The following is a 23001-nucleotide window of genomic DNA, read 5'->3' as shown; positions in this document are numbered from 1 at the left end:
CGGCTATGCGATTCCAGCATAACCAGGGGGGGGGGGGGAAGTGAAGAAATAAACCACATATCGCAATAAAAAATAAAGCGTTATATTCATGAATACGTAATATCTCCCGTGTAGGCCATGGTATGTTTTCGTGATAACAATCACAGTGAAAATCTATCTTATCATGCGCAATTTAAATAAACGGGGATTAAAAAAGAATTACCACATCCAGACATGATTACGTATAATCAATCACGACATGTTTAGTTACCAACAATTAACCTTATCTTAACTGTAATTAACAACAATCTATACAGCATTACTGAAAATATTAGCGAGGGTATTTATGAATGAGGATAATAGTCATACAGAGCAATCAACCGTAACGACACCGCCGACGAAAGAACAATTCCGTGACGCTATGTCGCAGGTATGTTCAGCCGTCGCGATTATCACCACCGAGGGCCCGGCAGGACGCGGGGGGTTCACGGCAACATCCGTGTGCAGCCTTTCCGATGATCCCCCATCCCTGCTTGTCTGCATGCGCCATGCATCAGCGCAATACGCGCTATTTATCCAGAACAGGCATTTTTGTGTTAATGTCCTTTCCAGTGCGCAGGCCAATCAGGCTAATTTTTTTGCCATGAGCAAAATGGAAATGAAAGCACGCTATGCATCAGGTGACTGGTGTGGATTAACCACCGGTAGCCCTACATTAAAAAATGCCCTGGTTAATTTCGATTGTGAGTTAGTTTCCATCCATGATGAAAATACACACAGCATTTTCATCGGGAAAATAGTGGCGATTGCTCAATGGCCAAAAAACGATGCGTTAGTATATTTCAATCGTAAATATCATGACATTAATAATAACCACACCACGATGTAGCCGTCTTTTAACACCACACGCAAAAGAGCAGTTTAGCTTAATGATGACAATAAAATTAAGTTAACCATAAAGTAAAGATAATTAATAAAGTGAGGAAATCATGGCTTCTTCATATGATAAAACACATTACCCTGCCCAAAACAATTTAACTGTTCCCGGCTGGGGAACGCCGCCCCCTGCTATCCCGGACAATAAAATCACCCAAACCATCACAGCCGATATTCTGATTATTGGCGCGGGATGCGCCGGGTTGTTTGCTGCGCATTCGGCGGCGGAACAGGGGCTGAAAGTTGTTGTTATGGAAAAGTTTGCTACCTTTTCCGCCAGGGGAATGGATAATGGCGCCGTAAATTCAACATTACAACGCAAAGCAGGAAAAGACATTGATGAAGACCTCCTGTTATCAGATTTAATTCGGTTTGCAAATAACAGGGTTCATTCTGAACTTATCGCGCTATGGGTACGCCAGAGTGGCCGGGTATTTGACCATTATATTAATCTTTGTGAAGCAAATGGTATGAAGGTCGCGTTAGCTGACACGTTTAATTTCGCCACACATTACCCGGATCTTTATCGTCAATATCCAACTGCCCATATTTTTGCCAACGCAGACCAAAAAATCAGTACCGGGAATGAATATATTCCAACTCAACAGGCATTCCTGGGATTCATTGAAAAAGAGTGCAAAAAACTTGGCGTATCTTTTTACTATGATGTGGCCAGTGAACAACTCTTGCGTGAAGAAAATGGTCGGGTAAATGGCGCGACAGGGAAAACAAAGGAAGGAGAATATATCAAGTTCCGCGCCGCCCACGCGGTTATCCTGGCGTCTGGAGGATATTCTGAAAACCAGGAAATGCTTGACGCCTGGTGCCCCATCGTCAATAAAGCGGAAATCAAAACCTACAACCCGCACGGCGGCAATAATGGCGAGGTGCTGGCCCAGGCATTATGGATAAATGCCGACCTGCAAAACTGGCCGCATCCGGCCATGATCCACACAATACCCGGTTTTCATGTTGACCTGATGTGTGGAAACCAGTCATTCATGCACGTCAACCAATCGGGGAAACGTTTTCAGTGCGAATCATTACCCAATCAGTATCTTGTCAACGGGCGTTTTCGCCAGCCCGGTCAACACTCGTGGGCGATTTTTGATTCCCGCTATGAAAGCGACCATAAAACATTTCAGACAGGGTTTGATGGCCCGATAACCGAACCTATCGAAATACTGAATGCTCACGCCGATAAGGGGCAGCTTTTCCGGGCAAATACACTGGACGAGCTTGCCCGGCAAATAGGTCTCCCCACCGATACGTTCGTCGCAACCTGTAAACGCTACAGTGATATGGCCCACCAGGGTAAAGACACGGATTTTAATAAAGAACCGGGCTTGATGTTCCCCATCGAACAAGCGCCATTTTACGCCATCCCCATGCACTCTCATTTACTGGTCACTCTCGGGGGGCTTAATTGCGATCCTGACATGCAGGTTCTTGATACCCAGGGCCATAAAATAGCGGGGCTTTACGCGGTCGGAAATATACAAGGTAATTTCTTCGCCAATGAATACCCGCTCATGGCGCCAGGCCTCAGCCATGGCCGGGCAATTACGTTGAGTTACGTTCTGGGTGAACAATTGGCCGAAAATATAAAAGCGACACTGAACAAAAAATAGCCCTGATACGCCTGGCGCTCATTTGGCGCCCGGAAGGATAATGGATATTGCCCCGCTCAAAAAAACCATCTTGTTTATTTGAGGTAATAATTGGTGGCGTTATACCACAAGGAAAAATAAACATACCCTCAGAAAATGATTTTCCCGCGAAGCGTAAAATACGGATACAGACACCAGACCGGGGTTATATCGGCCAGGTGTCTGTAGTAATAATTTAAATATCAAATGCGGCACACATCCCTTCATACGTCGCGTCTAGAATAAAACGTGGTCTGACGCAATCCCCCGCAGCCGTAAATACATCAACAGTATAGCGTAACTCATTGACCACATTATCACGCGGCTGCATTCCTGCTGCATACAGAACAGTTTGCGCAGGGCAAAAAACTTCTTCATTATCTTTCCGCAGGAAAATAACGCCGTTATCAGTGACCTGGCACACTTTCACATTAAGATCCCAGGACAGATTTTTATTATTTTTCATCCTGGGCAACAACGCCCGACGGTGGCTGTCATTCCCTTCAATCGCAAGATCATGGCGCATTTCGAGCAGATGGACGTGTTTCCCTTTCTCCGCTAAATAAAGCGCAATTTCACTCCCTGTTAAACCGCCCCCAATCATAATGATATCGTCGCCAATTTTATCCAGGTCAGAATAAGCAAACAGTGCATGATGGGCATGCTCTATGCCAGGAATCGCCGGGATTTTCGGCGTTGAACCGACACAACAAATCACTGCATCCGGGTGCCGTTGCGCAATATATTCCCGCGTCACTTCGGTATTCATTTCAAATAGAACCCCGGCTTTCTTCGCCCTGACCACTAATGAATTACGATAGCGGGCAAAATCACGCTTATGGGGATCGATATCGGTAAACCACAATAACCCACCGGGTTTGTCGCTTTTTTCTGCAAGCGTAACAGTGTGGCCCCGTTCTGCTGCAGTAATCGCCGCATAAAGGCCGCTCACCCCGGCGCCAACCACCAGAACATTTTTAGATGCCCGCGGCGCGGGTTGCCAACGTAAACGTAATTCACGGCCCGACCAGGGATTCACCGTACACATAAATGGAATAGCGCAGGGACGTTTACTGGGATCGGGCGACAATGGATTAAAACAGGAACAACGCAGGCAAGGCGCAATTTCATTCGCTCGTCCTTCTCTGGCTTTATTGACAAATTCAGGATCGGCAAATTGCTGGCGCCCCAGGGCAACAACATCACACAACCCTTCCGCTAAAACACGTTCAATATGCTCAGGATCATTAAAACCGCCGACCGCGACAACCGGCACACTGACATTTTTTTTGATGGCGGTCGCCAGTGATAAATTACACCCATGATCATCGAACATTGAAGAGAAGGCTTTGGTTTCCACATGGGAGTGATATATGCCACTGGTCACATGAATCAGGTCGACCTTATCTTCTATCATCTGACAGAATTCAATCGTCTCAGGCAATCCCATTCCCCCAGGCACACGTTCATCGCCAGAAACGCGATATTCAATCAGGAAATCCTCCCCCACACGCTGCCGGACAGTATCAAGCACCAGGCGGGCAAAACGCGCCCTATTTTCCAGACTCCCGCCCCACTTGTCTTTCCTCTTATTCGAAAGCGGCGAAGTAAACTGCGACAACAACCAGCCATGCCCACCATGCAGCATCACCATATCGAACCCCATGGCTTTGGCCGACGCGCAAGCAATCGCGTAATTATCCGCGACATGATAAATCATGTCTTCGTCCATTTCGTCCACATGGACACCATCAGGCCGAATAAACGCAGAAGGCCCAATGGGATTTCGCCCGCCAATCGCATCGGGATGGTTGACCCCGCCGACATGGTTAAACTGAATAGAGGCGACAGCGCCATGCGCTTTAATAGATTCCGCCAGGATATAGATGGACTCCATATGGTGCGTCGTCAAACCTGGAGACACTAAATCCAGACCGTGCTCATGACGTGCCCCGTGTTCAAAATCCGTAAAACATTCCGTCAAAGTAACCTGTCCAAAACCCCCACGCGCTCGGGTTTCATAAGCGTCAATACCCTCCTGAGTGGGCTCGCCCCCTATGGCAATACGGTTCGTTGTGACAGGGGAAGCAAATATGCGGTTTTTAAACACGGTCTTTTTTATTTTCAGTGGGGTAAATATATGTGGATATATACTCATGCTATCCTCTTTTTATGTTCTTAATTACTATTACGCCTCATCACACTGCGCCTTAATTAATGCATATTCATCGAAAAACGATTTATCAGGTGACGATTACGCATCCGTGATGCTTACTGACTTCGCCAAAAATAATAAAAATCAAAATAACGCATAGCTAATATTCAATGCCCGGCCATACACAAGTCTATTTTATGAATTATATATAACATCAAGATTAATATTGTGATCTGAACTTAGTAATTCAGAACATCCTGTTTTATTTAAATCCAGACATTTATTGTTAACAGCGAATAAACGGCATCGCACCATTATTTACCTTGCATAAGAATAAATATTATTTTCTCTGAAAAAGCTATATGCCATGGCCTTTTACCGGATAAGCATCTTTCACTTTCTTCGCGTCCTTACGCTGCTTTTTATTCAGCAATAAGGCAAACACGGCGCCGACGAAAGCCACCAGCATAATAATATTTATCGTTGTGATATAGGTCCCCGTCTTTTCCAGCATTTGGGCTGAAACAAATAGCCCGACGGTTCCGCCAAAAGAACCAATCCCTAACCACAATCCATTCATTCGGCCCACAATGCGGGGATGATAGTATTCGGCGATTTTTGCCTGGATCATGGGGATCAACCCCCCTACGCCCAACCCAGGAAGAATAAGAAACAGACTCAACAACGTCTGAGTATTATAAACGCCGCTTATCTGAAGCGCGCCATAGGTGATAACAAGGATCATGCCGGTGATAATAATCCCGCCTGGCCGGCCACTAAAATATTTCCCGGCAAGAAACCCACCAATAATGGGCGCAACAATAGACGCAAACTGCAAAATAGTCGTCAGGCTCCCCCCAATAACCGGTCCGAAACCTAAACCCACAGGTTCTGATTCTGAGAAGTAAGACGGTGTCAGGCTAAACATGGTTTGCATCAACCAATTGGCCAGGAAAGTCACGACAATACCAAACCAGGTATATCGGCTCAGCAGTGCGGACTTGAAAGAGTGTTTAGCCGGGTCCTCTTCGGGGGCATCATTCTCATCGCTTACTGCTGGCGTCTTGCCGGAGGTCATCAGGAAAATAACCAGGCAATAGATAAGAGAAACAAACGGGATTATCGACACCACGGCCATCGTAAATTGCCAGCTTTTAAGCATTGTAAAGACCAGCGGCGCAATAACCACACTCAGCATCGCCCCTAAAGGAATAAATGCCCCGGTGATACCCAACGCAAACGAGCGCTGCCTGGCAGGGAACCACTGCATAATCAGCGGGACCATCCCCGCAAGGCAAAACCCCACAGAGCACCCTTGCAAAACCCGAATAATGGCCACAGCGAAATAAGACTGGCCAACCCATAACGTCGCCAGCGTCGGCACGGACGTTAACAGAATGCTGACGATAATAGAGGCTTTCGCCCCCCACCGGTCGACGAATGGCCCACTGACAAAAAAAGACAACGATGAGAACAACATAAAGAAGGTCATCAATTGCACCGCTTCCGGGAGCCCGACCTGTAAATTTCGGGCTATCTCGCCCAGTAACGGAGCATATGACATCGCCACTAACTGAAAACAGGTCCCGGTTAAACAGCAACCGGCGAGGATCGCCCAACGGGCAGGCGAATAAGTAGTCGGTAAGGATTCTGTATTTAACATACTAACCAGCCTTATAAATAATTATTATTTTCAATTAATTAGATATCATTAATGGTCAATATCAGGGCAATAAGCAATCGGCCTCAGGGGTGAGCCGGACCCCCTGGCGATAGGTAATGCGCTGGCAACAAAAAGGCACTGTTTCGACAGTTGTTCCATATTGGCGACAGATTCCAGGATTAAAATCCCATTCGGTAGCCAGTGGCGCTGGTGCCCCGGCATATCCACAATTTTCCCTTCCACCAGTGCGCCTTCACAGGCAATGGTATCGGCGCCAACGGCAATAACGCCGCGTTCCTTAAACAAAATGGCGACATCTTCATTCATGCCTGGCGAGTTCGTCGCATACCATTGCGCCCTGGAGTCCCGCCGCCAGTAATCCCGCAACCAGCCGAAATTCACCAGCGCGATATCACCCGGGCGCACGGCACAACCGTGCCGCTTTTCCCAGGCCTCGATATCATCGGCAGTGAGCAAATCGCCAGGCTTCCACTCCCGGTCAGAAAAGTCATACACCGTCGCCGAAGCCACAAGGGCATCGACAGGCAGTGTGTCTATCGTATCGTCCTTACGTTGACTGGAGACATGGGCCGGGGCATCAACATGGCAACCAATATGCTCCGGCATGACCAGACTCTGGCAGTAGTAGCCGTCGTGCTCGTAACCAATTGTCGGGTCGACAAAAAAATGGGGGTGTGTTGGCCAGCGTGGAATACCTCGTTCGAGGCGAGGAGCAAGATCAACAGCCCTCATGCTTCGTAATTTCAGCAACGCATCATCCACAGCGCACTGGCATGGGGTGTTCGATGCAGTCATTTGATGTACACACATAGTTGTTGCTCCTGATAATAGTTATCTTTTTGATACATAAAACAAAATAACCAGTTACCGCCATTGACATACAGATATATGAATGCCAGATGCTCCCCGCTATTCCGATAATCACTGGCATGGATTCCCTTATTCATCAGCGACAACGCCGCCATTCGTGGTGTTCAGAACCACAGGCAATGAACAAAACCCCTGTAAAAAATCAGTTGATTACTTTTATTTTTAACTTAATAAACAAAATAAAGAGTTAAATAAAACAACACTCAACTTACCCTTTTAATTATCTATCAAGGGTAGAAAAACATAATAAATTACCGTCAAAGAAAACGACTTAATTTGTCAATTTTTATACTGCCTTATTAATTTTATAATTGCCAATTCTTTTTTTTACTTGTGTTATCTGGAAAATACATAACAATATTTATAGAAAAAAATTATTTTTATTTGACGGAGAGCACATTTATCACACTATTATTCATTCCCTTCCATCCTTTTTTGTCACGGGGATTACGAGTTATCAATAAATGACATGTGGTTATTATTAGTAATATTAGCCACCTACAAAAGTCACCTTCATTTTTTGTTATATGAATTATACATAACAACATTTTCAAAAAGAATTTCCACGCGTTATAGCGCCATGTATTTTATTCCCAGGAATTTTCTCTATCAGTAAATATTAACCCAATGGATTCCTGCCTGAAACAGGAATAGCCTTTCGCGCCAGACCAGAAAGTAAGAAATTTATTTCGCATAAAAATATTATGTGAATAAGTAGAAAAAGAATTTTAATGCTCAGGGGGTAAATAATGATTTTAGTAAAGAATAAACGTCATCTACTCATCGTTATGATGATGGCATCGTGTTCTTATTTGATACCAACATCCAATGTACTGGCCGATGATAATAACAATGATACCCGACCGCTATCCGACACAGGGAAATGGCTGACGGACCATGGCGTTCAGCTACATCTTATGGCCAGCGAAAACTGGTTGGGTAGCCTCGGCGCCGGTTCCATCACAGATAAAAGGGAATCCTTCACTTTACTGACGGCCGGCGCTGATTTCGATTTAGACAAAATGGGATTAATACCCGGAGGAAGCATTCATATTATGCAACTGTGGGTCCCCTTTACTCATAATATTGAATACGGTAACCAGGTGGGGAGTTTACTGGCCGGGAACCCGCCATCATATCTTCCCAAAGTTGCCCACTTAATGCGTTTTACCTATGAACAGAAATTACTGGATGACAGACTGGAACTGGAAGCAGGGAAAAGTAATCCAGATTTAAATTTCGGCCTGAATTATTGCAATGTCTATATCTCATGTATCAATACACTGCTGAACGACACCGCCGTCATGGGCGCAGTACCTTATGCAGGATGGGGCGCGCGAATCGGCTGGAATTTCACTCCAAACCTTAAATCCAATATTGGTATCTGGCGTACTTATCAGGCGTATCCATTTACCAGCGGCTGGGAATGGGGAAATGATAGCAATAATAGCGGCACAACCTTATTACTGGCTAATTTAAACCGGCATATCACCTGGCAAGAAGAACCCTATCCATTTAACTGGGAAATATTGGCTTTCCATAATTTAAAAAAATATGACGACCCTTATTACACCGTCAATGGGACCTCAAAAGTCTTTGATACCGAGAGCGCAGTAAGAACACACACAGGGGTATCCGGGTTTTATATTACCGCCAATAAAACATTCTGGCGACGGGATGGCGGGTCCGACCCCAGCAACCCTTCGCCAGAGGCGCTGAGCGTACACGGGAGTTTAGCCCAGGCGATGAAACATTACGGGGATCAAGGCATTACAACGTTTGCGGATCTGGGCGTCACCTGGAATGCCCCGTGGCAAAGCCGGCCACAAGATAGCTATGGGGTGTTTTTCCGCTGGGGGAGGTTGTCTGATAGCAAACAGCGCTATTTGCAGGATGAATTCATTGCCGCTGGCGGTAGTGGATGGCAGGAACCCCAAAACGAATACCAACTTGGGTTGGATGCCTCTTTGATGCTGACACCCGAAATTAACATCCAGATGAGCGGGGCCAGAACCTGGCGGCTCAACACATATCAGTACGCTTATACCGCCTCCAGCCCGCGCAGCGGTTATACGTTCTGGCTACAACTCAACGTCATGATCGATAAATTACTTGGTTTATAACAACATTTCGTTCAATTCAGGAACTGAGATATATAAACGCCCATCGCACTCATTAAAACCCCGTCCTGATACCACTGGACGGGAAACCGCCTTGTCTCACCGCAAATAATTCACACATTCCGCTTATCCATGCATGCGTCCCTTTTTGCCCTTGATGCATTCGCCGTCCGCGTTAGAAATGTTAAATTATCCATCTTAAATTTTCTTTTTTGTTGCTACCCGGTAATAATTTACCGACTGACACAAAAAAAATCACGTTAGTTTGTGACTTTTTACGCATAAATAAAAAAAAGGAATATACAAAGAATAAGTCTATTAATATCTTCATAATAAATTGTTAAACATAAACCGGACAGTGTTCTTTCACTATACCAACAGTGATGAACGGAAATAGAGCATAATGGAAGGAACAACGCACTGTAAATAAATTCTCACTATATGCTTATGTCCGTCAGAATTGACGTAATTGATATACATCCCAGGGGAGGATATCATGAAAATAGAACGGCTCCGTGAATTTCTGACATTAGCAGAAAAACTTAATTTCACAAAATCGGCGCAGATATTAAATATTACCCAACCCGTGTTAAGTCGGCATATGAAAGAATTAGAATTCTTTTTTAGCGTGGCATTATTTCGCCGTGATACACATCAGGTGGAATTAACCAGCGCAGGGCATTTATTAGCAGACGAAGCACGCAAAATAATAAACCAATACGAAAATTCATTATCTGTTATTCACACCTTCACAGGCCAAAGCCGCAGAAAATTGTCCATCGCATTTCTGGGGGAAGCGATAAACCAGAAACTGGTTGAATTAGTTGATAATTTTCACCAGAGGCACCATGACGTTGCGGTTGATAATCAGGACTGTGAACTTGATGAGGCCATAGATTTACTCATCAATGGGCAATGTGATTTAGGCTTTTTAATTCGCCCCAGTTTTATGCCGCAAAATGAAAATTTCTCGTATGTTAATTTTGGGACAGACCCATTGTGTGTCGCCGTAAATCGACAACACCCCTTAGCCGGGGAGCAATGTGTTTCACTGCGTGAAGTGGCTAAATGGCCAATCATTCGTATTAACCCACATAATTTCTCACAGGTGGAATATTACACCACTCAATTTTTGAGCAACCACAATCTTAATTATACTCTATACCGAGAATATCCAAATCTAAAAACATGTTGTTTTAATCTTGAATTAAATACCCAAGCTGTGTTGTTAATGCCAAAACACCGAGCCTATCAGTTAGGCAGTAACAGTGTACTGCTGGAATTAGCGGAACAAGACTGCCAGTTTGAGCTAGATTTAGTCTGGCTCAGAAGTAACTTTAATCCATGTATTAATTTATTTGTCCGCGAATTTAAAAAATACATGGCGATTGAAGAAATAGCCGTATAAACATTATTTTTATCCTGTCCATCATCAGGAGTGAGCATATCCGTTCATGTCTCACTTTTCGACATTCCCCTCTATTACCTTATCGCCGGGCATAAATCCCCCCGTTCATTACTCGCACGGCCCCTGATAGTGATCCCTCTCACACATATTAATAAACGGAAAATGAATTGGAAAAAACATAATTGAAAGGGTTCATGCCGGTCGTTATTAATTAACCCTCGACATTAAAGGTAGCAGGTATGAAAACACCAATGCAGCACAACCGTATTCCAGTTGCTGGCTGAGCGATACGGCTGAAATTCAGCATTTATTCCTTTCTTTTTTTGGCGGCATCAAAGAAATACATTTTCCTGAAACAGAAAATGCCATTATTGACCGGCAAAAAAAAGAAATCTCCACCTGCATTCCCTGCCGCCAGGCCGGGTGGACGCTGGCGTTGCGTATAACCGGGGGGATATCCGACGCCCCGGAATCCTTTGCGTTCGCGCTGAACGCAGACGTAATAACAATGTCATCCCCCACCGCTAACGGATTAATCTACGCGTGGTTTACCTTCCTGAAACTTCCCCTGCGTTCGGGTGACGTTAATGACATGCGACACGCGGCGCGCGAATAGCAACATTGCCATGACGGAGCCCACAATCACGCCCAAAGCAAGATTGGCGGTAAACACTGTTACGCCAAAGCATAACAGCATGATGAAAGATTCAGAAGCAGGCATTTTTTCAGGGCGACTGGCCGTACGCTGTGCCAGTCGATGTTTTTTAGAGAGACCACCACCATGATGCCAGCCAGAACCACCATCGGAATCCGGGCCATCAGATCACTTAGTACAGTGACCAGCAGCAATAACACGATTCCTGCCACCATCGTGGATAATCGGGTGCGGGCACGCCCAAGTTCAACATTAACCATAGTCTGACCGATCATTGCGCAGCCAGCCACACCACCATAAAACCCCGCCAGCAGGTTACCAATGCCAAGCGCCCAGGATTCCCGGGTTTTATCAGACGGGCTGTCGGTCAGGGCATCCACCAGTTTTGCCGTCAGCAATGTTTCCATCAGTCCCACCAGTGCCATACTGAGCGCCGTGGGGAACACTATGTACAGCGTCTCAAGGTTTAATGGCACGCTTAGTCGATTCCAGTCAGGCAGGCCTGGCATCATTATACCGTCCTCGCCCACCGTAGGGACGTCTATACCACCGAACCAGACAAGCATTGTAATCATCACGAGGCTTTGTTGAATAAATCAGATTTCGGGTAAGTATCCCCGCAGCTGATTGTGTTTTCAGGCAATACGCACGCTTTCAGGCATACCTGCTTTCGTCATTTTGTTCAGCGCCCGCACCATGGCCATAGCCTCCGCAACCTGACCATCGTAGTCACGCAGTGTCAGTGAACCTCCGAACAACTGTTTTACCCGGTACATCGCCGTTTCCGCTATCGAACGACGGTTATAATCTGTTGTCCATTTCAACCGGGCATTACTCCCGGTCAGCCGCTGATTAGCCACTGCACGGTTACGGTCTGCGTATTCACCGGGCCAGTAACCCGCGCCTTTTCGGGGAGGGATAAGCGCGCTGATTTTCTTACGCCGCAGTTCATCGTGACAGAGACGGGTGTCGTAAGCCCCTGCCCTGATTTTTCTGTGAGTCTGTCGGATAAGACCCGGGAAGGCTTCTGAGTCCGTGACGTTGTTCAGCGACAGGTCTGCGCAGATGATTTCATGTGTGTTGCCATCAACAGCCAGATGCAGCTTACGCCATATGCGACGGCGCTCTTTGCCGTGCTTTTTGACTTTCCATTCGCCTTCACCAAAAACCTTCAGTCCGGTGGAATCAATCACCAGATGTGCAATTTCACCCCGGGTGGGTGCTTTGAAACTGACATTAACCGACTTTGCCCGCTTACTGACACTGCTGTAATCCGGGCAGCGCAACGGAACGTTCATCAGGGAAAAAATGGAATCAATAAACCCCTGTGCAGCCCGCAGGGTCAGCCGGAATATGCGTTTAATCACCAGGACAGTGGTGATGGCAAGGTCAGAATAGCGCTGAGGGCGTCCCCGCGAGGAAGGCGTTGCCGACTCATACCAAGCCTGAATCGCCTCATTATCCAGCCAGAAAGTGAGGGCTCCACGGTTGATAAGGGCTTTGTTGTAGATGGGCCAGTTGGTGATTTTGAACTTTTGCTTTGCCACGGAACGGTCTGCGTTGTCGGGAGGATGCGTGATCAGATCCTTCAACTCAGCAAAAGTTCGATTTATTCAACAAAGCTTTCGGCATGCTGGCAAATGAAGCAACATTTGCATTCTTTGGTCATATTGTAGGGACATCCTTTCTTTTTGATGCGTTTCCCTGGCTACAGAAAAAATGTTTTTCAAAAATAAAAAAATTATTATAAATAGCCCTTTCATTATATATATTTCTTAAGTACTCAACTTTATGGAATATACCACTTTATTTTTCATAAACCAGGAAACAACATAATATTTATCTATATAATTTTATTGAAAACATTAGATTTCACAATACCTGTTTTTCAACAATAGAGGGTCATGCGTCTGACATGTAAACATTCATCACTGATCAGGAAAAATGGAACTTGAACACCTTCATGACGCAGATCTCACTGGATGTGAGCCGTTTGATGTGAAGAGCCTGGATATATTTATGTTCCGCACAATGGCAGGGCCAGAGCAGGCTCCAGACAGTCACCAGTGAATACAATAATGAGGAAATCTATCGTGGTCTTTATCAATTTTTCGTCTGCACTGTGGAATAAAATATTTGGCATACAGCAGACTGTAATATAGATGTCATGAGGCTAACTATAAACATATCGTTTAATGGAATGAAACAGAAATGTTGCAGCCTGGTCTTGCCAGTATCCCCTCAAGATAGCAAAAATGAGATCTACTTCACGAATACAACAAAACATTTATAACCAAATGATTTACATAAACTTTTTAAAAAAACAATCTTTTGACTTGGTTCTGGAATAGGCCTATATTTGAAATCACATTCCACATAGTGAAATTAAAAGGTCGAAAATCAACATCAATGTTCATCAAACGTCTAATGATAATGCCTCCGAAAGCGGTTACGCTTGCTCATTGTTGGCTCATAGACTAGCTCCTGGCAACACAGTAGCAACGAACATTAGAAATAGATGATGTGATCCGCAGCGCTGCTCATCACCGGCATATAGGCCTTGCAAAGCCATCAACTGGCACCGTTGTAATTTGCTGAAATATATTAAGTATATTTTTACCGTTTTATTCACTTTCTCATCAGTAACACATTATTGCCCGGAGAAAAGGACAGGTACATGAACAATCAACGCGTGGGTATCCTTGAAAAAATAGGATATGGAATGGGCGATGCTGGCTGCAATATTGTCGGTGGCGCAGTTTTCCTGTTTCTTAATTACTATTATACCGATGTTTATGGGCTAACCGCCGCTACAGTAGCAGCAATCTGGCTTGGCGTCAGGGTGATTGAAGCGGTCTCTGACCCTTTAATCGGTATGCTAGCAGACCGAACCCGTAGCCGCTGGGGGAAATTCCGCCCATATATTCTCTTTTTTGCCTTTCCCTATGCCATATTGTGCGTATTGATGTTTACGGTGCCAGATTTCAGCTATACCGGTAAAGTCGTATATGCCTTTGCAACTTATCTATTTATGTCAATAACCTATTCATTTATTAATATTCCTTACTGTTCCTTGGGTAGCGTCATCAGTTACAACGATCAGGATCGTGTTTCCTGCCAGTCTTATCGTTTTATGGGCGTTGGGGTGGCAACGTTAATCTTAACCACCAGCTTACTGCCAATGGTGCAACTTCTGGGCAAAGGAGACCAGGCGCTGGGCTATCATCGCGCGGTATCCATCCTGACCTGTGTTGGACTGGTACTATTTATTTTCTGTTTTAAACTGGTCAGAGAACGGGTCGTCCCCGTTATCCCTAAAAATAACGATTCGTTGCTTAACGACCTGAAAGATATATTGAAAAATGATCAGTGGATAAAGTTATTACTACTGACATTCACTAACGTGCTACCAGGCTTTATTCGCATGGCGGCAACACTCTACTTTTTAACCTATGTGGTGAAAGCCGATAGCGAATTCATTACCATATTTATGAGTATCGGCGTGGTGGGTATGATCATAGGTAGCGCCCTGGCCAAACCACTGAGCGATCGCTTCTGTAAATTAAAGATCTTTTTCTGGATCAGTGTCTTTCTCTTCTTGTGGTCTGCCGGGATGTACTTTATCAATCCAGAGCAGCGCATCCTGCTAACGGTTACCTATTTTATTCTGAATATCGTTCACCAGGTTGCTCAACCAATTAACTGGTCAATCATGTCTGATGTGGATGATTATGGTGAATGGAAGACCGGTAAACGTTTAACCGGGATAAACTTCTCATGCAATTTCCTTGCGTTAAAAATTGGTCTGGCGATATCCGGTGCGCTGGTTAGCTCTGTACTCGCATGGAGCAACTACCATGGCGGGCAGCCACAGCAAACAGAAGCCACATTAACCATCATTAAAATGTCTTTCTTTATTATGCCCGCAGTAGGTTATTTGTTAACCGCCGGATGCGTCAAATTACTGCGGGTAAACCGTGAAACTATGCTGATGGTTTCCAGTGAACTGAATAAACGGCGCAAAAATTACAGTGAATTAACTGACTATATTGCCGCCGAAGAAGGTCTGATATCCGACACCAGCGCAGTGAGGCAATAATGGAACTCTTGTTATCCGATAGCATACTCACCTGTCTTTGTTCGCCAGCTATCTGGGCGGAAGGGCCAATCTGGCTCCCCCAACAACAGTGCGTCATTTTCAGCGATGTTAAAGGCAACCGTATGTTTCGCTGGCAGCCAAATGGCGAGGTGACGCTATGGCGGTCAGCTTCACACTACGCCAACGGTAATGCCTGCGATGCCCAAGGGAGGCTTATTACCTGCGAGCACGGACGTCGGGGAATCAGCCGCACAGAACAGGACGGGCAAGTCACACTACTAGTGGATAAAATCGAAGGCCGACGCTTCAATTCACCTAACGATGTGGTGGTACGCTCAGACGGCAGTATCTGGTTTACCGATCCCCCTTACGGCATCATCGGCGATGAAGAGGGATATAAATCAGAAAGTCAGATAATCGGCTGTTATGTCTATTGCTTTACTCCGTGGGATGGCAGGGTGTATATCGCGACCAGTGATACCCAGCGCCCCAACGGGCTGGCATTCTCGCCTGATGAAAAAACATTGTATGTTGCAGATATGTCGATTGTCGATTTTCCCACTCAAGGGCGGCGAGAAATACGCGCCTACCCGGTTGAGGGCTATCAACTCGGCAGTGGACACCATCACATTGCCGATATCAGCCCCGGATTTCCGGATGGGTTGTGCGTGGATTATCAAAGCAATGTGTTCTGCAGTTGTGCCGATGGGATTGTTATTCTGGCACCACAAGGCCAGGTTATCGGCAAAATACCGGTGCCCGAGCGGGTCTCCAACTGTACCTTCGGTGGTCCACAAAATGATGAGTTATTTATTACCGCTACTCGCTCTCTGTACCATATTCGTCTGAATACCCGGGGGGCAGTCAACTAGCGAATGTTGCGCATCGCGAGCGGTGCGCGCTTACTGTTCGCCAGCAGCATGTTCAGTGGTCACAAAACCCAGTTCACCGGAAATATCGGCGGCTGTTTTTTTCAAAGCGTCCAGCAAGTTATGTTCGCCTAATAACTCAAGGCGCGACGTGGAAAGTGAAATAGAAATGGCATAAGGCACCCTGCCATGAATATCAAAAACCGGCACCGCGACGCAGGATACGCCTAATTCATTCTCTTCCCGGTCCTTAGCCTGGTGCCGGGCGCGAATTTCGGCCAGCTCTCGCTGCATATCATCAAGCCGCGTAATGGTGTTACAGGTTAGCTGCTGAATTTCTTGCTGATGGGTGTCCCAGTATTGAGCAACATATTCCGACTGGCCAAAAGCCATATAAATTTTGCCCATCGCCGAGCAGTACAGTGGCAAATGCTGACCGATATAAGCACGGGTACGCAACATACCGGTAGTCGGCTCCAGCTTATAAATCATGATGGCGTGATCGTCTTCACGATTAGAGAAATTAACGGTCTCTCCGGTCGCCAGATTAAGGGCTTCAAGATGAGGCGCTGCAACGTGGATAATATTCAGCGACGACAGCGCTTTTTGGCCGACCGCAATAAATTTCGTCGTCAACCGATAACTCCCCGCGGCGGGCGCCGGTTTGACGTAACCACATGACTGTAAGCCCTGCAGCAAACGGTGCACCGTACTCTTATTCAGTTGCGCCAGCTCAGAGAGATGGGCTAACGGACAGCCGTTGGGATAATTACTTAAAATTTCCAGTAACTGCAGTCCCCGGAACAAGCTCTGGCTGCCTGCTGGCCTCTCTTTCTCTTGCGTCATGACGTCCTCTTTACGGTTAGTTGGCGGCTGCGGTGCGTTCCGTCGTGGATTGATAGTAGCGCAAAGCGTATTTCAATTCACGAACCCGTGCCAAAAATAATAAGGTATTGATTATAAGTGTTTTTTAAAAAAAATCTGTTTTTGACATCTCAGACCATAATCGCTATATTTGAAATATGATTTCGCATATTGAAATTAAGAGATAAAAAAGCAATCACATTATTTCTCGCAGAACAGGAGAACAGCGGTGAAAGTGACTTTTGAGCAGTTAAAAGAGGCCTTCAATCGTGTGCTGTGTAGCCGTGGCGTAAAGGCTGATACCGCAGATGCATGTGCCGAGATGTTTGCCCGGACGACCGAGTCAGGCGTCTATTCCCACGGCGTTAATCGCTTTCCGCGTTTTATTCAACAACTGGATCAAGGCGATATCATCGCCGATGCCCAGCCTGAACGAGTGATTAGCCTCGGGGCGATTGAGCAGTGGGACGCCAAACGATCCATAGGCAACCTAACCGCGAAAAAGATGATGGATCGCGCAATTGATCTGGCCTCCGATCACGGGATCGGTCTGGTAGCACTGCGTAACGCCAACCATTGGATGCGCGGCGGCAGCTACGGCTGGCAGGCGGCGGAACGAGGCTATATCGGTATTTGCTGGACAAACTCCATCGCAGTAATGCCGCCATGGGGTTCAAAAGAGTGCCGTATCGGTACAAACCCGCTGATTGTCGCCATTCCTGGCAAGCCGATCACCATGATTGACATGTCGATGTCGATGTTCTCGTACGGCATGCTGGAAGTTAACCGTCTGGCTGGCCGTGAATTACCGGTTGATGGCGGTTTTGATAACGACGGTAACTTAACCAGAGAACCCGGTGTTATTGAGCAGAATCGCCGCATTCTGCCAATGGGCTACTGGAAAGGATCGGGGTTGTCCATCGTTCTGGATATGATTGCCACGCTACTGTCCAACGGGGCATCAGTCGCGGAAGTGACTCAAGATAACACCGATGAGTACGGCGTTTCTCAGATCTTTATCGCGGTTGAAGTAGATAGACTGATCGATGGCGCTACTCGCGAGGCAAAACTTCAGCGCATTATGGATTTTGTAACCACAGCCGAACGTGCTGATGAAAATGTCGCGATTCGTCTGCCAGGACACGAATTTACTCAACTGCAAGAAGCGAATCGTCGCAACGGAATCACCATTGATGATAGCGTCTGGGCAAAAATACAAGCGCTGTAAGGAAGTAAACCATGATTTTCGGTCATTTGTCACAACCCAATCCCTGCCGTTTCCCGGCAGCGATTGAAAAGGGGCTCGATTTTTTACGTACCACCGATTTTCATAATCTGTCGCCTGGAGTGATAGAAATTGATGGCGGTAAAATGTATGCCCAACTCATTGAGCTCACTACCTGTGACAGCCAGCAAAACCAGCCGGAAGTTCACCGGCGTTATCTGGATATTCATTATCTGCTGAGTGGCGCGGAAAGAATTGGTGTAGTCTCTGATAACGGTCATAATGAAATAGCCGCATCATACCTTGAAGATCGGGATATTATTTTTTACCAACAAGTACAGAATGAATTTTTCCTCGAAATGATCCCTGGAAATTATGCCATTCTTTTCCCACAAGATGTTCACCGCCCGGCGTGTAATAAGACCAGCAATACACTGATACGCAAAGTGGTGGTTAAGATCGCGGTCAGTGAACTGGAGTAATGATTCAAACAACCATACAACGGGAATAAATAACATCGGGATTATTTGTAGCATCGCTATCTGAATAATAAGCAATTACTCCTGATTAATATTTTATATATAGAAAATTATTAATGCTGCGATTAAAAATGTCGGTGTCGCTACCTGTTGCGATTGCATCAGGGAGGCTCTTTGCCCTCATGTCTCCGGCAACTAGTTATTGAGTTAAAGCCTGCCCGGTCAATTGGCGCACATTAGCGTACGGCCCGGCGACATCACAATCATCGGGATTTAAGTATGAGTGAAAAAGAGTCTTTCTGGCTTGGCATCGATTGTGGCGGTACATATCTGAAAGCCGGTTTATACAATCGGGAAGGGAAGGAGCACGCGATCGAACGTCAGGCCCTGCAAACCATCAGTCCTAAAGCCGGGTATGCCGAGCGCGACATGAGTATTCTCTGGCAAGCATGCGCCGCAACTGTCCGCCAGTTACTGCAGCGTTGCGAAGTCAATAGTGGGCAAGTCTGTGGCGTAGGTATTTCCGCACAAGGTAAGGGATTATTTCTACTTGATAAAAACGACAGGCCTCTGGGTAATGCGATGCTCTCTTCCGACCGACGGGCGCTGGATATCGTGCGTCGTTGGCAACAGGATGAAGTCCCGCAAAAACTGTATCCAATCACGCGCCAGACCCTGTGGACCGGGCACCCGGTCTCGTTGCTACGCTGGCTGAAAGAGCATCAACCAGAGCGTTATAGCAACATTGGTTGCATCATGATGGCGCACGACTATTTACGCTGGCAACTTACCGGAGTAAAGGGTTGCGAAGAGAGTAATATCTCTGAATCCAATCTCTATAATATGTCCAGCGGACAATATGATCCGCAACTGACCCGCTGGCTGGGCATCAGTGACATTGATCACGCCCTCCCCCCGATTGTCGCTTCCACAGAGATTTGCGGAGAAATCACCCCTCAGGCAGCTGCTATAACCGGTCTTGCAGCGGGGACTCCCGTTGTCGGCGGACTATTTGATGTGGTTTCTACCGCAATCTGCGCCGGGCTTAATGACGAACATACACTGAATGCAGTAATGGGTACCTGGGCGGTGACCAGCGGCCTCGCTAATACCATCAGGAATAACGAAAAGCATCCATATGTTTATGGGCGTTATGCCAGTAGCGGGAAATACATTGTTCATGAAGCCAGTCCAACCTCTTCCGGCAATCTGGAATGGCTCACCGCGCAATGGGGCGATATCTCTTTCGAGGAGATGAATCAGCAAATCGCCCAGCTTCCGAAAGCACAGAGTGAAATTTTTTTCTTACCCTTCCTGTATGGCAGCAATGCGGGTCTGGACATGACCGCTGGTTTTTACGGCATGCAGGCGCTGCACACCCGCGCGCATTTGCTGCAGGCAGTCTACGAAGGGGTCGTATTCAGTCACATGACCCACCTTAATCGCATACTAGAACGATTTACCGCCGTGCATACCCTACGGGTGACAGGCGGACCAACCCATTCCGCCGTGTGGATGCAAATGCTGGCAGATGTTAGCGGCCTCACCCTGGAATTACCGCGAGTAGAAGAGACAGGCTGCTCTGGAGCGGCGCTAATGGCGATGGTGGGATACGGGATCTATCCGGATGTTCAAAGCGCCCAGGACGCCATCAAACACACTATCCAGACTATCACCCCCGACATGTCAGCCCACGCTGCCTACCAACAAAAATATCGCCATTACCAACTTCTCATTAGCGCTTTACAGGGGTATCACGCCCGTATTAAGGAGCAAAACTCATGAGCCGACCATTACTACAGCTGGCGCTCGATCATACCCGCCTCACCGAAGCTCTGCACGATGTCGTTCTGTTACAGAGCCATGTCGATATTATCGAAGCCGGAACCATTTTATGTCTGTGCGAAGGGCTAAAAGCGGTTCGGACGTTACGCGAACAATGCCCGGATAAGCTTATCGTCGCAGACTGGAAAGTTGCCGATGCCGGAGAAACACTGGCACAACAGGCGTTTGACGCTGGTGCTAACTGGATGACGATTATTTGTGCCGCGCCGCTCGCCACCGTCGAAAAAGGCCATCATGTGGCACAACAAATGGGGGGAGAGATCCAGATAGAGCTATTTGGCAACTGGACCATGGACGATGCTCGCGCCTGGCACAGTATCGGTGTGCGTCAGGCCATATATCACCGAGGGCGAGATGCTCAGGCCAGCGGCCAGCAATGGGGACAAGCCGATCTCGAACGAATGAAAATGTTGTCAGATATTGGTCTTGAGCTCTCGATAACGGGTGGTCTGACACCAGATGCCCTGCCGCTATTTCGCGACATTAATGTCAAAGCTTTTATCGCCGGTCGCGCTCTGTCTCAAGCCGAAAAACCGGCATCCGTCGCGACAGCTTTCCACCAGCAAATTACTGATATCTGGGGGAATAAATAATGCGCGCCCATCCATTAGGCATCTATGAAAAAGCGCTGCCCAAATTGCTGAGCTGGCCGGAAAGGCTGGTACTGGCGAAAAGCTGCGGCTTTGATTTTGTTGAGATGTCTGTCGACGAAACCGACGAACGTCTTTCCCGGCTGGAATGGAGCACCGAACAACGGATATCGCTGGTAGAAGCCATGCTGGAGACCGGGATGAGCATTCCGTCAATGTGCCTATCGGCACACCGACGCTTCCCTTTTGGCAGCCGAGATCCACAAACCCGTACGCGGGCACGTGAAATCATGAGCAAAGCCATCAAACTGGCCTGCGATCTGGGGATACGCACCATTCAACTTGCTGGCTATGACGTCTATTACGAAGCACAGGACGATAACACTCTACATAATTTTAACGAAGGCCTGGCCTGGGCTGTCGAGCAGGCCGCCGCCTCGCAGGTAATGCTGGCAGTGGAAATTATGGATACCGCTTTTATGAACTCAATCACTAAATGGAAAAAATGGGATGCCATGCTCGCCTCGCCATGGTTCAGCGTTTATCCGGACGTTGGCAATCTCAGCGCCTGGGGAAATGATGTTTCCGCCGAGCTGGAGTTAGGAATTAATCGCATTGCCGCTATCCATCTAAAAGATACTTTACCTGTAACTGAACATAGTCCAGGTCAATTCCGCGATGTGTCATTCGGAGACGGTTGTGTCGATTTCCCGGCAGTATTCCGTACCCTGAAACAACTAAATTATCGCGGAGCCTTTCTCATTGAAATGTGGACAGAAAAGTCCCAGGAGCCGGTTCTGGAAATTATCCAGGCTCGCCACTGGATAGAAGCGCGCATGCAAGAAGGAGGTCTGGAATGTTAGAACAATTGAAAACCGACGTACTGTTAGCCAACCTGGCTCTGCCGAAACACCAGCTTGTCACCTTTACATGGGGTAATGTTAGCGCCGTCGATCATGACCGCGGCTTAATGGTCATCAAACCATCCGGTGTGGAATATGAGGTGATGACGGCAGAAGATATGGTAGTGGTCGATATTACCAGCGGGCAGGTTGTCGAAGGCAACAAAAAACCCTCTTCCGATACAGCCACCCATTTAGCGCTCTATCGCCGCTTTCCGCAAATTGGCGGCATCGTTCATACTCACTCGCGGCATGCGACAATCTGGTCTCAGGCGGGACGAGATTTACCGGCATGGGGTACCACTCATGCTGACTATTTCTACGGGACAATCCCCTGCACCCGCCTGATGACAACGAAAGAGATCAACGACGAATATGAATACCAGACAGGGCAGGTAATCATTGAGACGTTCGAACAACGCGAGCTGAATCCGTTGCAAATTCCGGCGGTACTGGTTCATTCGCACGGCCCATTTGCCTGGGGAAAAGATGCCACCGATGCAGTACACAATGCCGTCGTACTGGAGGAATGCGCTTATATGGGGCTATTCTCACAACAATTAACCCCACAATTGCCGACCATGCAACCACAGTTACTGGATAAACACTACCTGCGTAAACACGGTAAAAACTCCTATTATGGCCAGTAATCCCTCTTTTTTATTAAGGGCC

At 46.9% G+C, this 23001-nt stretch carries 17 protein-coding genes and 1 pseudogene; 12 read left to right on the top strand and 6 right to left on the bottom strand.

The window, feature by feature from the left end; genetic code table 11:
• The first annotated feature begins 325 nt into the window (after positions 1–325).
• Positions 326–868, top strand: coding sequence for a flavin reductase (locus tag FE839_RS20215; RefSeq protein WP_138362566.1), 543 nt, complete (start codon positions 326–328; stop codon positions 866–868).
• A gap of 100 nt (positions 869–968) precedes the next feature.
• Complete coding sequence (locus FE839_RS20210; protein WP_138362565.1) at positions 969–2546, top strand: FAD-dependent oxidoreductase; 1578 nt, start codon at positions 969–971, stop codon at positions 2544–2546.
• A gap of 214 nt (positions 2547–2760) precedes the next feature.
• On the opposite strand, the gene FE839_RS20205 is transcribed toward FE839_RS20210, so the two are convergent.
• The 3 genes from FE839_RS20205 to FE839_RS20195 form a co-directional block, all read right to left on the bottom strand.
• Positions 2761–4722, bottom strand: a complete 1962-nt coding sequence (locus FE839_RS20205; protein WP_138362564.1) for an NAD(P)/FAD-dependent oxidoreductase — start codon at positions 4720–4722, stop codon at positions 2761–2763.
• 355 nt (positions 4723–5077) lie between these two features.
• A complete protein-coding gene (locus tag FE839_RS20200; RefSeq protein WP_138362563.1) occupies positions 5078–6382 on the bottom strand; it encodes an MFS transporter in 1305 nt (434 codons plus the stop codon).
• A 48-nt stretch (positions 6383–6430) separates the two neighbouring features.
• Positions 6431–7135, bottom strand: coding sequence for a cyclase family protein (locus FE839_RS20195; RefSeq protein ID WP_171034931.1), 705 nt, complete (start codon positions 7133–7135; stop codon positions 6431–6433).
• Between the two features lie 887 nt (positions 7136–8022).
• Here FE839_RS20195 and FE839_RS20190 point away from each other — a divergent pair.
• The gene (locus FE839_RS20190) at positions 8023–9396 is read left to right on the top strand and encodes a carbohydrate porin (RefSeq protein WP_241675653.1); all 1374 of its coding nucleotides are present in this window, start codon (positions 8023–8025) and stop codon (positions 9394–9396) included.
• Between the two features lie 493 nt (positions 9397–9889).
• Positions 9890–10801 (top strand): LysR family transcriptional regulator, encoded by a 912-nt coding sequence (locus tag FE839_RS20185; RefSeq protein ID WP_138362561.1) that lies wholly within the window; start codon positions 9890–9892, stop codon positions 10799–10801.
• Positions 10802–11375: 574 nt separating this feature from the next.
• On the opposite strand, the pseudogene FE839_RS20180 reads toward FE839_RS20185, so the two are convergent.
• Positions 11376–12004 (bottom strand): annotated as a pseudogene (locus FE839_RS20180) (SulP family inorganic anion transporter); the annotation flags it as partial.
• An 87-nt stretch (positions 12005–12091) separates the two neighbouring features.
• A complete protein-coding gene (locus FE839_RS20175; RefSeq protein ID WP_171034930.1) occupies positions 12092–13048 on the bottom strand; it encodes an IS5 family transposase in 957 nt (318 codons plus the stop codon).
• Between the two features lie 1085 nt (positions 13049–14133).
• On the opposite strand from FE839_RS20175, the gene FE839_RS20170 reads away from it, so the two are divergent.
• Positions 14134–15555 (top strand): MFS transporter, encoded by a 1422-nt coding sequence (locus FE839_RS20170; protein WP_138362559.1) that lies wholly within the window; start codon positions 14134–14136, stop codon positions 15553–15555.
• Positions 15555–16427, top strand: a complete 873-nt coding sequence (locus FE839_RS20165; protein ID WP_138362558.1) for an SMP-30/gluconolactonase/LRE family protein — start codon at positions 15555–15557, stop codon at positions 16425–16427. Before FE839_RS20170 ends, FE839_RS20165 begins: the two co-directional genes overlap by 1 nt.
• A gap of 30 nt (positions 16428–16457) precedes the next feature.
• On the opposite strand, the gene FE839_RS20160 is transcribed toward FE839_RS20165, so the two are convergent.
• Positions 16458–17270, bottom strand: coding sequence for an IclR family transcriptional regulator (locus FE839_RS20160; RefSeq protein ID WP_138362557.1), 813 nt, complete (start codon positions 17268–17270; stop codon positions 16458–16460).
• A 247-nt stretch (positions 17271–17517) separates the two neighbouring features.
• On the opposite strand from FE839_RS20160, the gene yiaK reads away from it, so the two are divergent.
• From yiaK to araD, 6 genes are all read left to right on the top strand, one after another.
• On the top strand, positions 17518–18516 hold the full coding sequence (gene yiaK, locus FE839_RS20155; protein WP_138362556.1) for a 3-dehydro-L-gulonate 2-dehydrogenase: 999 nt from the start codon (positions 17518–17520) through the stop codon (positions 18514–18516).
• A gap of 11 nt (positions 18517–18527) precedes the next feature.
• A complete protein-coding gene (locus tag FE839_RS20150; protein ID WP_138362555.1) occupies positions 18528–18995 on the top strand; it encodes a NanQ anomerase/TabA/YiaL family protein in 468 nt (155 codons plus the stop codon).
• Between the two features lie 276 nt (positions 18996–19271).
• Positions 19272–20777 (top strand): FGGY-family carbohydrate kinase, encoded by a 1506-nt coding sequence (locus FE839_RS20145; protein WP_138362554.1) that lies wholly within the window; start codon positions 19272–19274, stop codon positions 20775–20777.
• Positions 20774–21430, top strand: a complete 657-nt coding sequence (gene ulaD, locus FE839_RS20140; RefSeq protein ID WP_138362553.1) for a 3-keto-L-gulonate-6-phosphate decarboxylase UlaD — start codon at positions 20774–20776, stop codon at positions 21428–21430. Before FE839_RS20145 ends, ulaD begins: the two co-directional genes overlap by 4 nt.
• Positions 21430–22290: an L-ribulose-5-phosphate 3-epimerase gene (locus tag FE839_RS20135; protein ID WP_138362552.1), complete on the top strand. Its 861-nt coding sequence runs from the start codon at positions 21430–21432 to the stop codon at positions 22288–22290. Before ulaD ends, FE839_RS20135 begins: the two co-directional genes overlap by 1 nt.
• Positions 22284–22979 carry an L-ribulose-5-phosphate 4-epimerase gene (gene araD, locus FE839_RS20130; RefSeq protein WP_138362551.1) on the top strand — a complete coding sequence of 232 codons (696 nt, stop codon included), beginning with the start codon at positions 22284–22286 and terminating at the stop codon, positions 22977–22979. Before FE839_RS20135 ends, araD begins: the two co-directional genes overlap by 7 nt.
• The last annotated feature ends 22 nt before the right edge of the window (positions 22980–23001 follow it).

It is taken from the genome of Klebsiella indica (assembly GCF_005860775.1).
GTDB lineage: Bacteria > Pseudomonadota > Gammaproteobacteria > Enterobacterales > Enterobacteriaceae > Klebsiella > Klebsiella indica.
This window is presented reverse-complemented; position numbering and strand designations above follow the sequence as displayed.

Bases quoted from the DNA above. Each gene is read 5' to 3' on its own strand.
- FE839_RS20195 (WP_171034931.1), bottom strand. From the start codon at position 7,135: ATGAGGGCTGTTGATCTTGCTCCTCGCCTCGAACGAGGTATTCCACGC.
- ulaD (WP_138362553.1), top strand. From the start codon at position 20,774: ATGAGCCGACCATTACTACAGCTGGCGCTCGATCATACCCGCCTCACC.
- FE839_RS20170 (WP_138362559.1), top strand. From the start codon at position 14,134: ATGAACAATCAACGCGTGGGTATCCTTGAAAAAATAGGATATGGAATG.
- FE839_RS20160 (WP_138362557.1), bottom strand. From the start codon at position 17,270: ATGACGCAAGAGAAAGAGAGGCCAGCAGGCAGCCAGAGCTTGTTCCGG.
- FE839_RS20200 (WP_138362563.1), bottom strand. From the start codon at position 6,382: ATGTTAAATACAGAATCCTTACCGACTACTTATTCGCCTGCCCGTTGG.
- FE839_RS20145 (WP_138362554.1), top strand. From the start codon at position 19,272: ATGAGTGAAAAAGAGTCTTTCTGGCTTGGCATCGATTGTGGCGGTACA.
- FE839_RS20210 (WP_138362565.1), top strand. From the start codon at position 969: ATGGCTTCTTCATATGATAAAACACATTACCCTGCCCAAAACAATTTA.
- FE839_RS20185 (WP_138362561.1), top strand. From the start codon at position 9,890: ATGAAAATAGAACGGCTCCGTGAATTTCTGACATTAGCAGAAAAACTT.
- FE839_RS20215 (WP_138362566.1), top strand. From the start codon at position 326: ATGAATGAGGATAATAGTCATACAGAGCAATCAACCGTAACGACACCG.
- araD (WP_138362551.1), top strand. From the start codon at position 22,284: ATGTTAGAACAATTGAAAACCGACGTACTGTTAGCCAACCTGGCTCTG.
- FE839_RS20150 (WP_138362555.1), top strand. From the start codon at position 18,528: ATGATTTTCGGTCATTTGTCACAACCCAATCCCTGCCGTTTCCCGGCA.
- FE839_RS20165 (WP_138362558.1), top strand. From the start codon at position 15,555: ATGGAACTCTTGTTATCCGATAGCATACTCACCTGTCTTTGTTCGCCA.
- FE839_RS20205 (WP_138362564.1), bottom strand. From the start codon at position 4,722: ATGAGTATATATCCACATATATTTACCCCACTGAAAATAAAAAAGACC.
- FE839_RS20190 (WP_241675653.1), top strand. From the start codon at position 8,023: ATGATTTTAGTAAAGAATAAACGTCATCTACTCATCGTTATGATGATG.
- FE839_RS20135 (WP_138362552.1), top strand. From the start codon at position 21,430: ATGCGCGCCCATCCATTAGGCATCTATGAAAAAGCGCTGCCCAAATTG.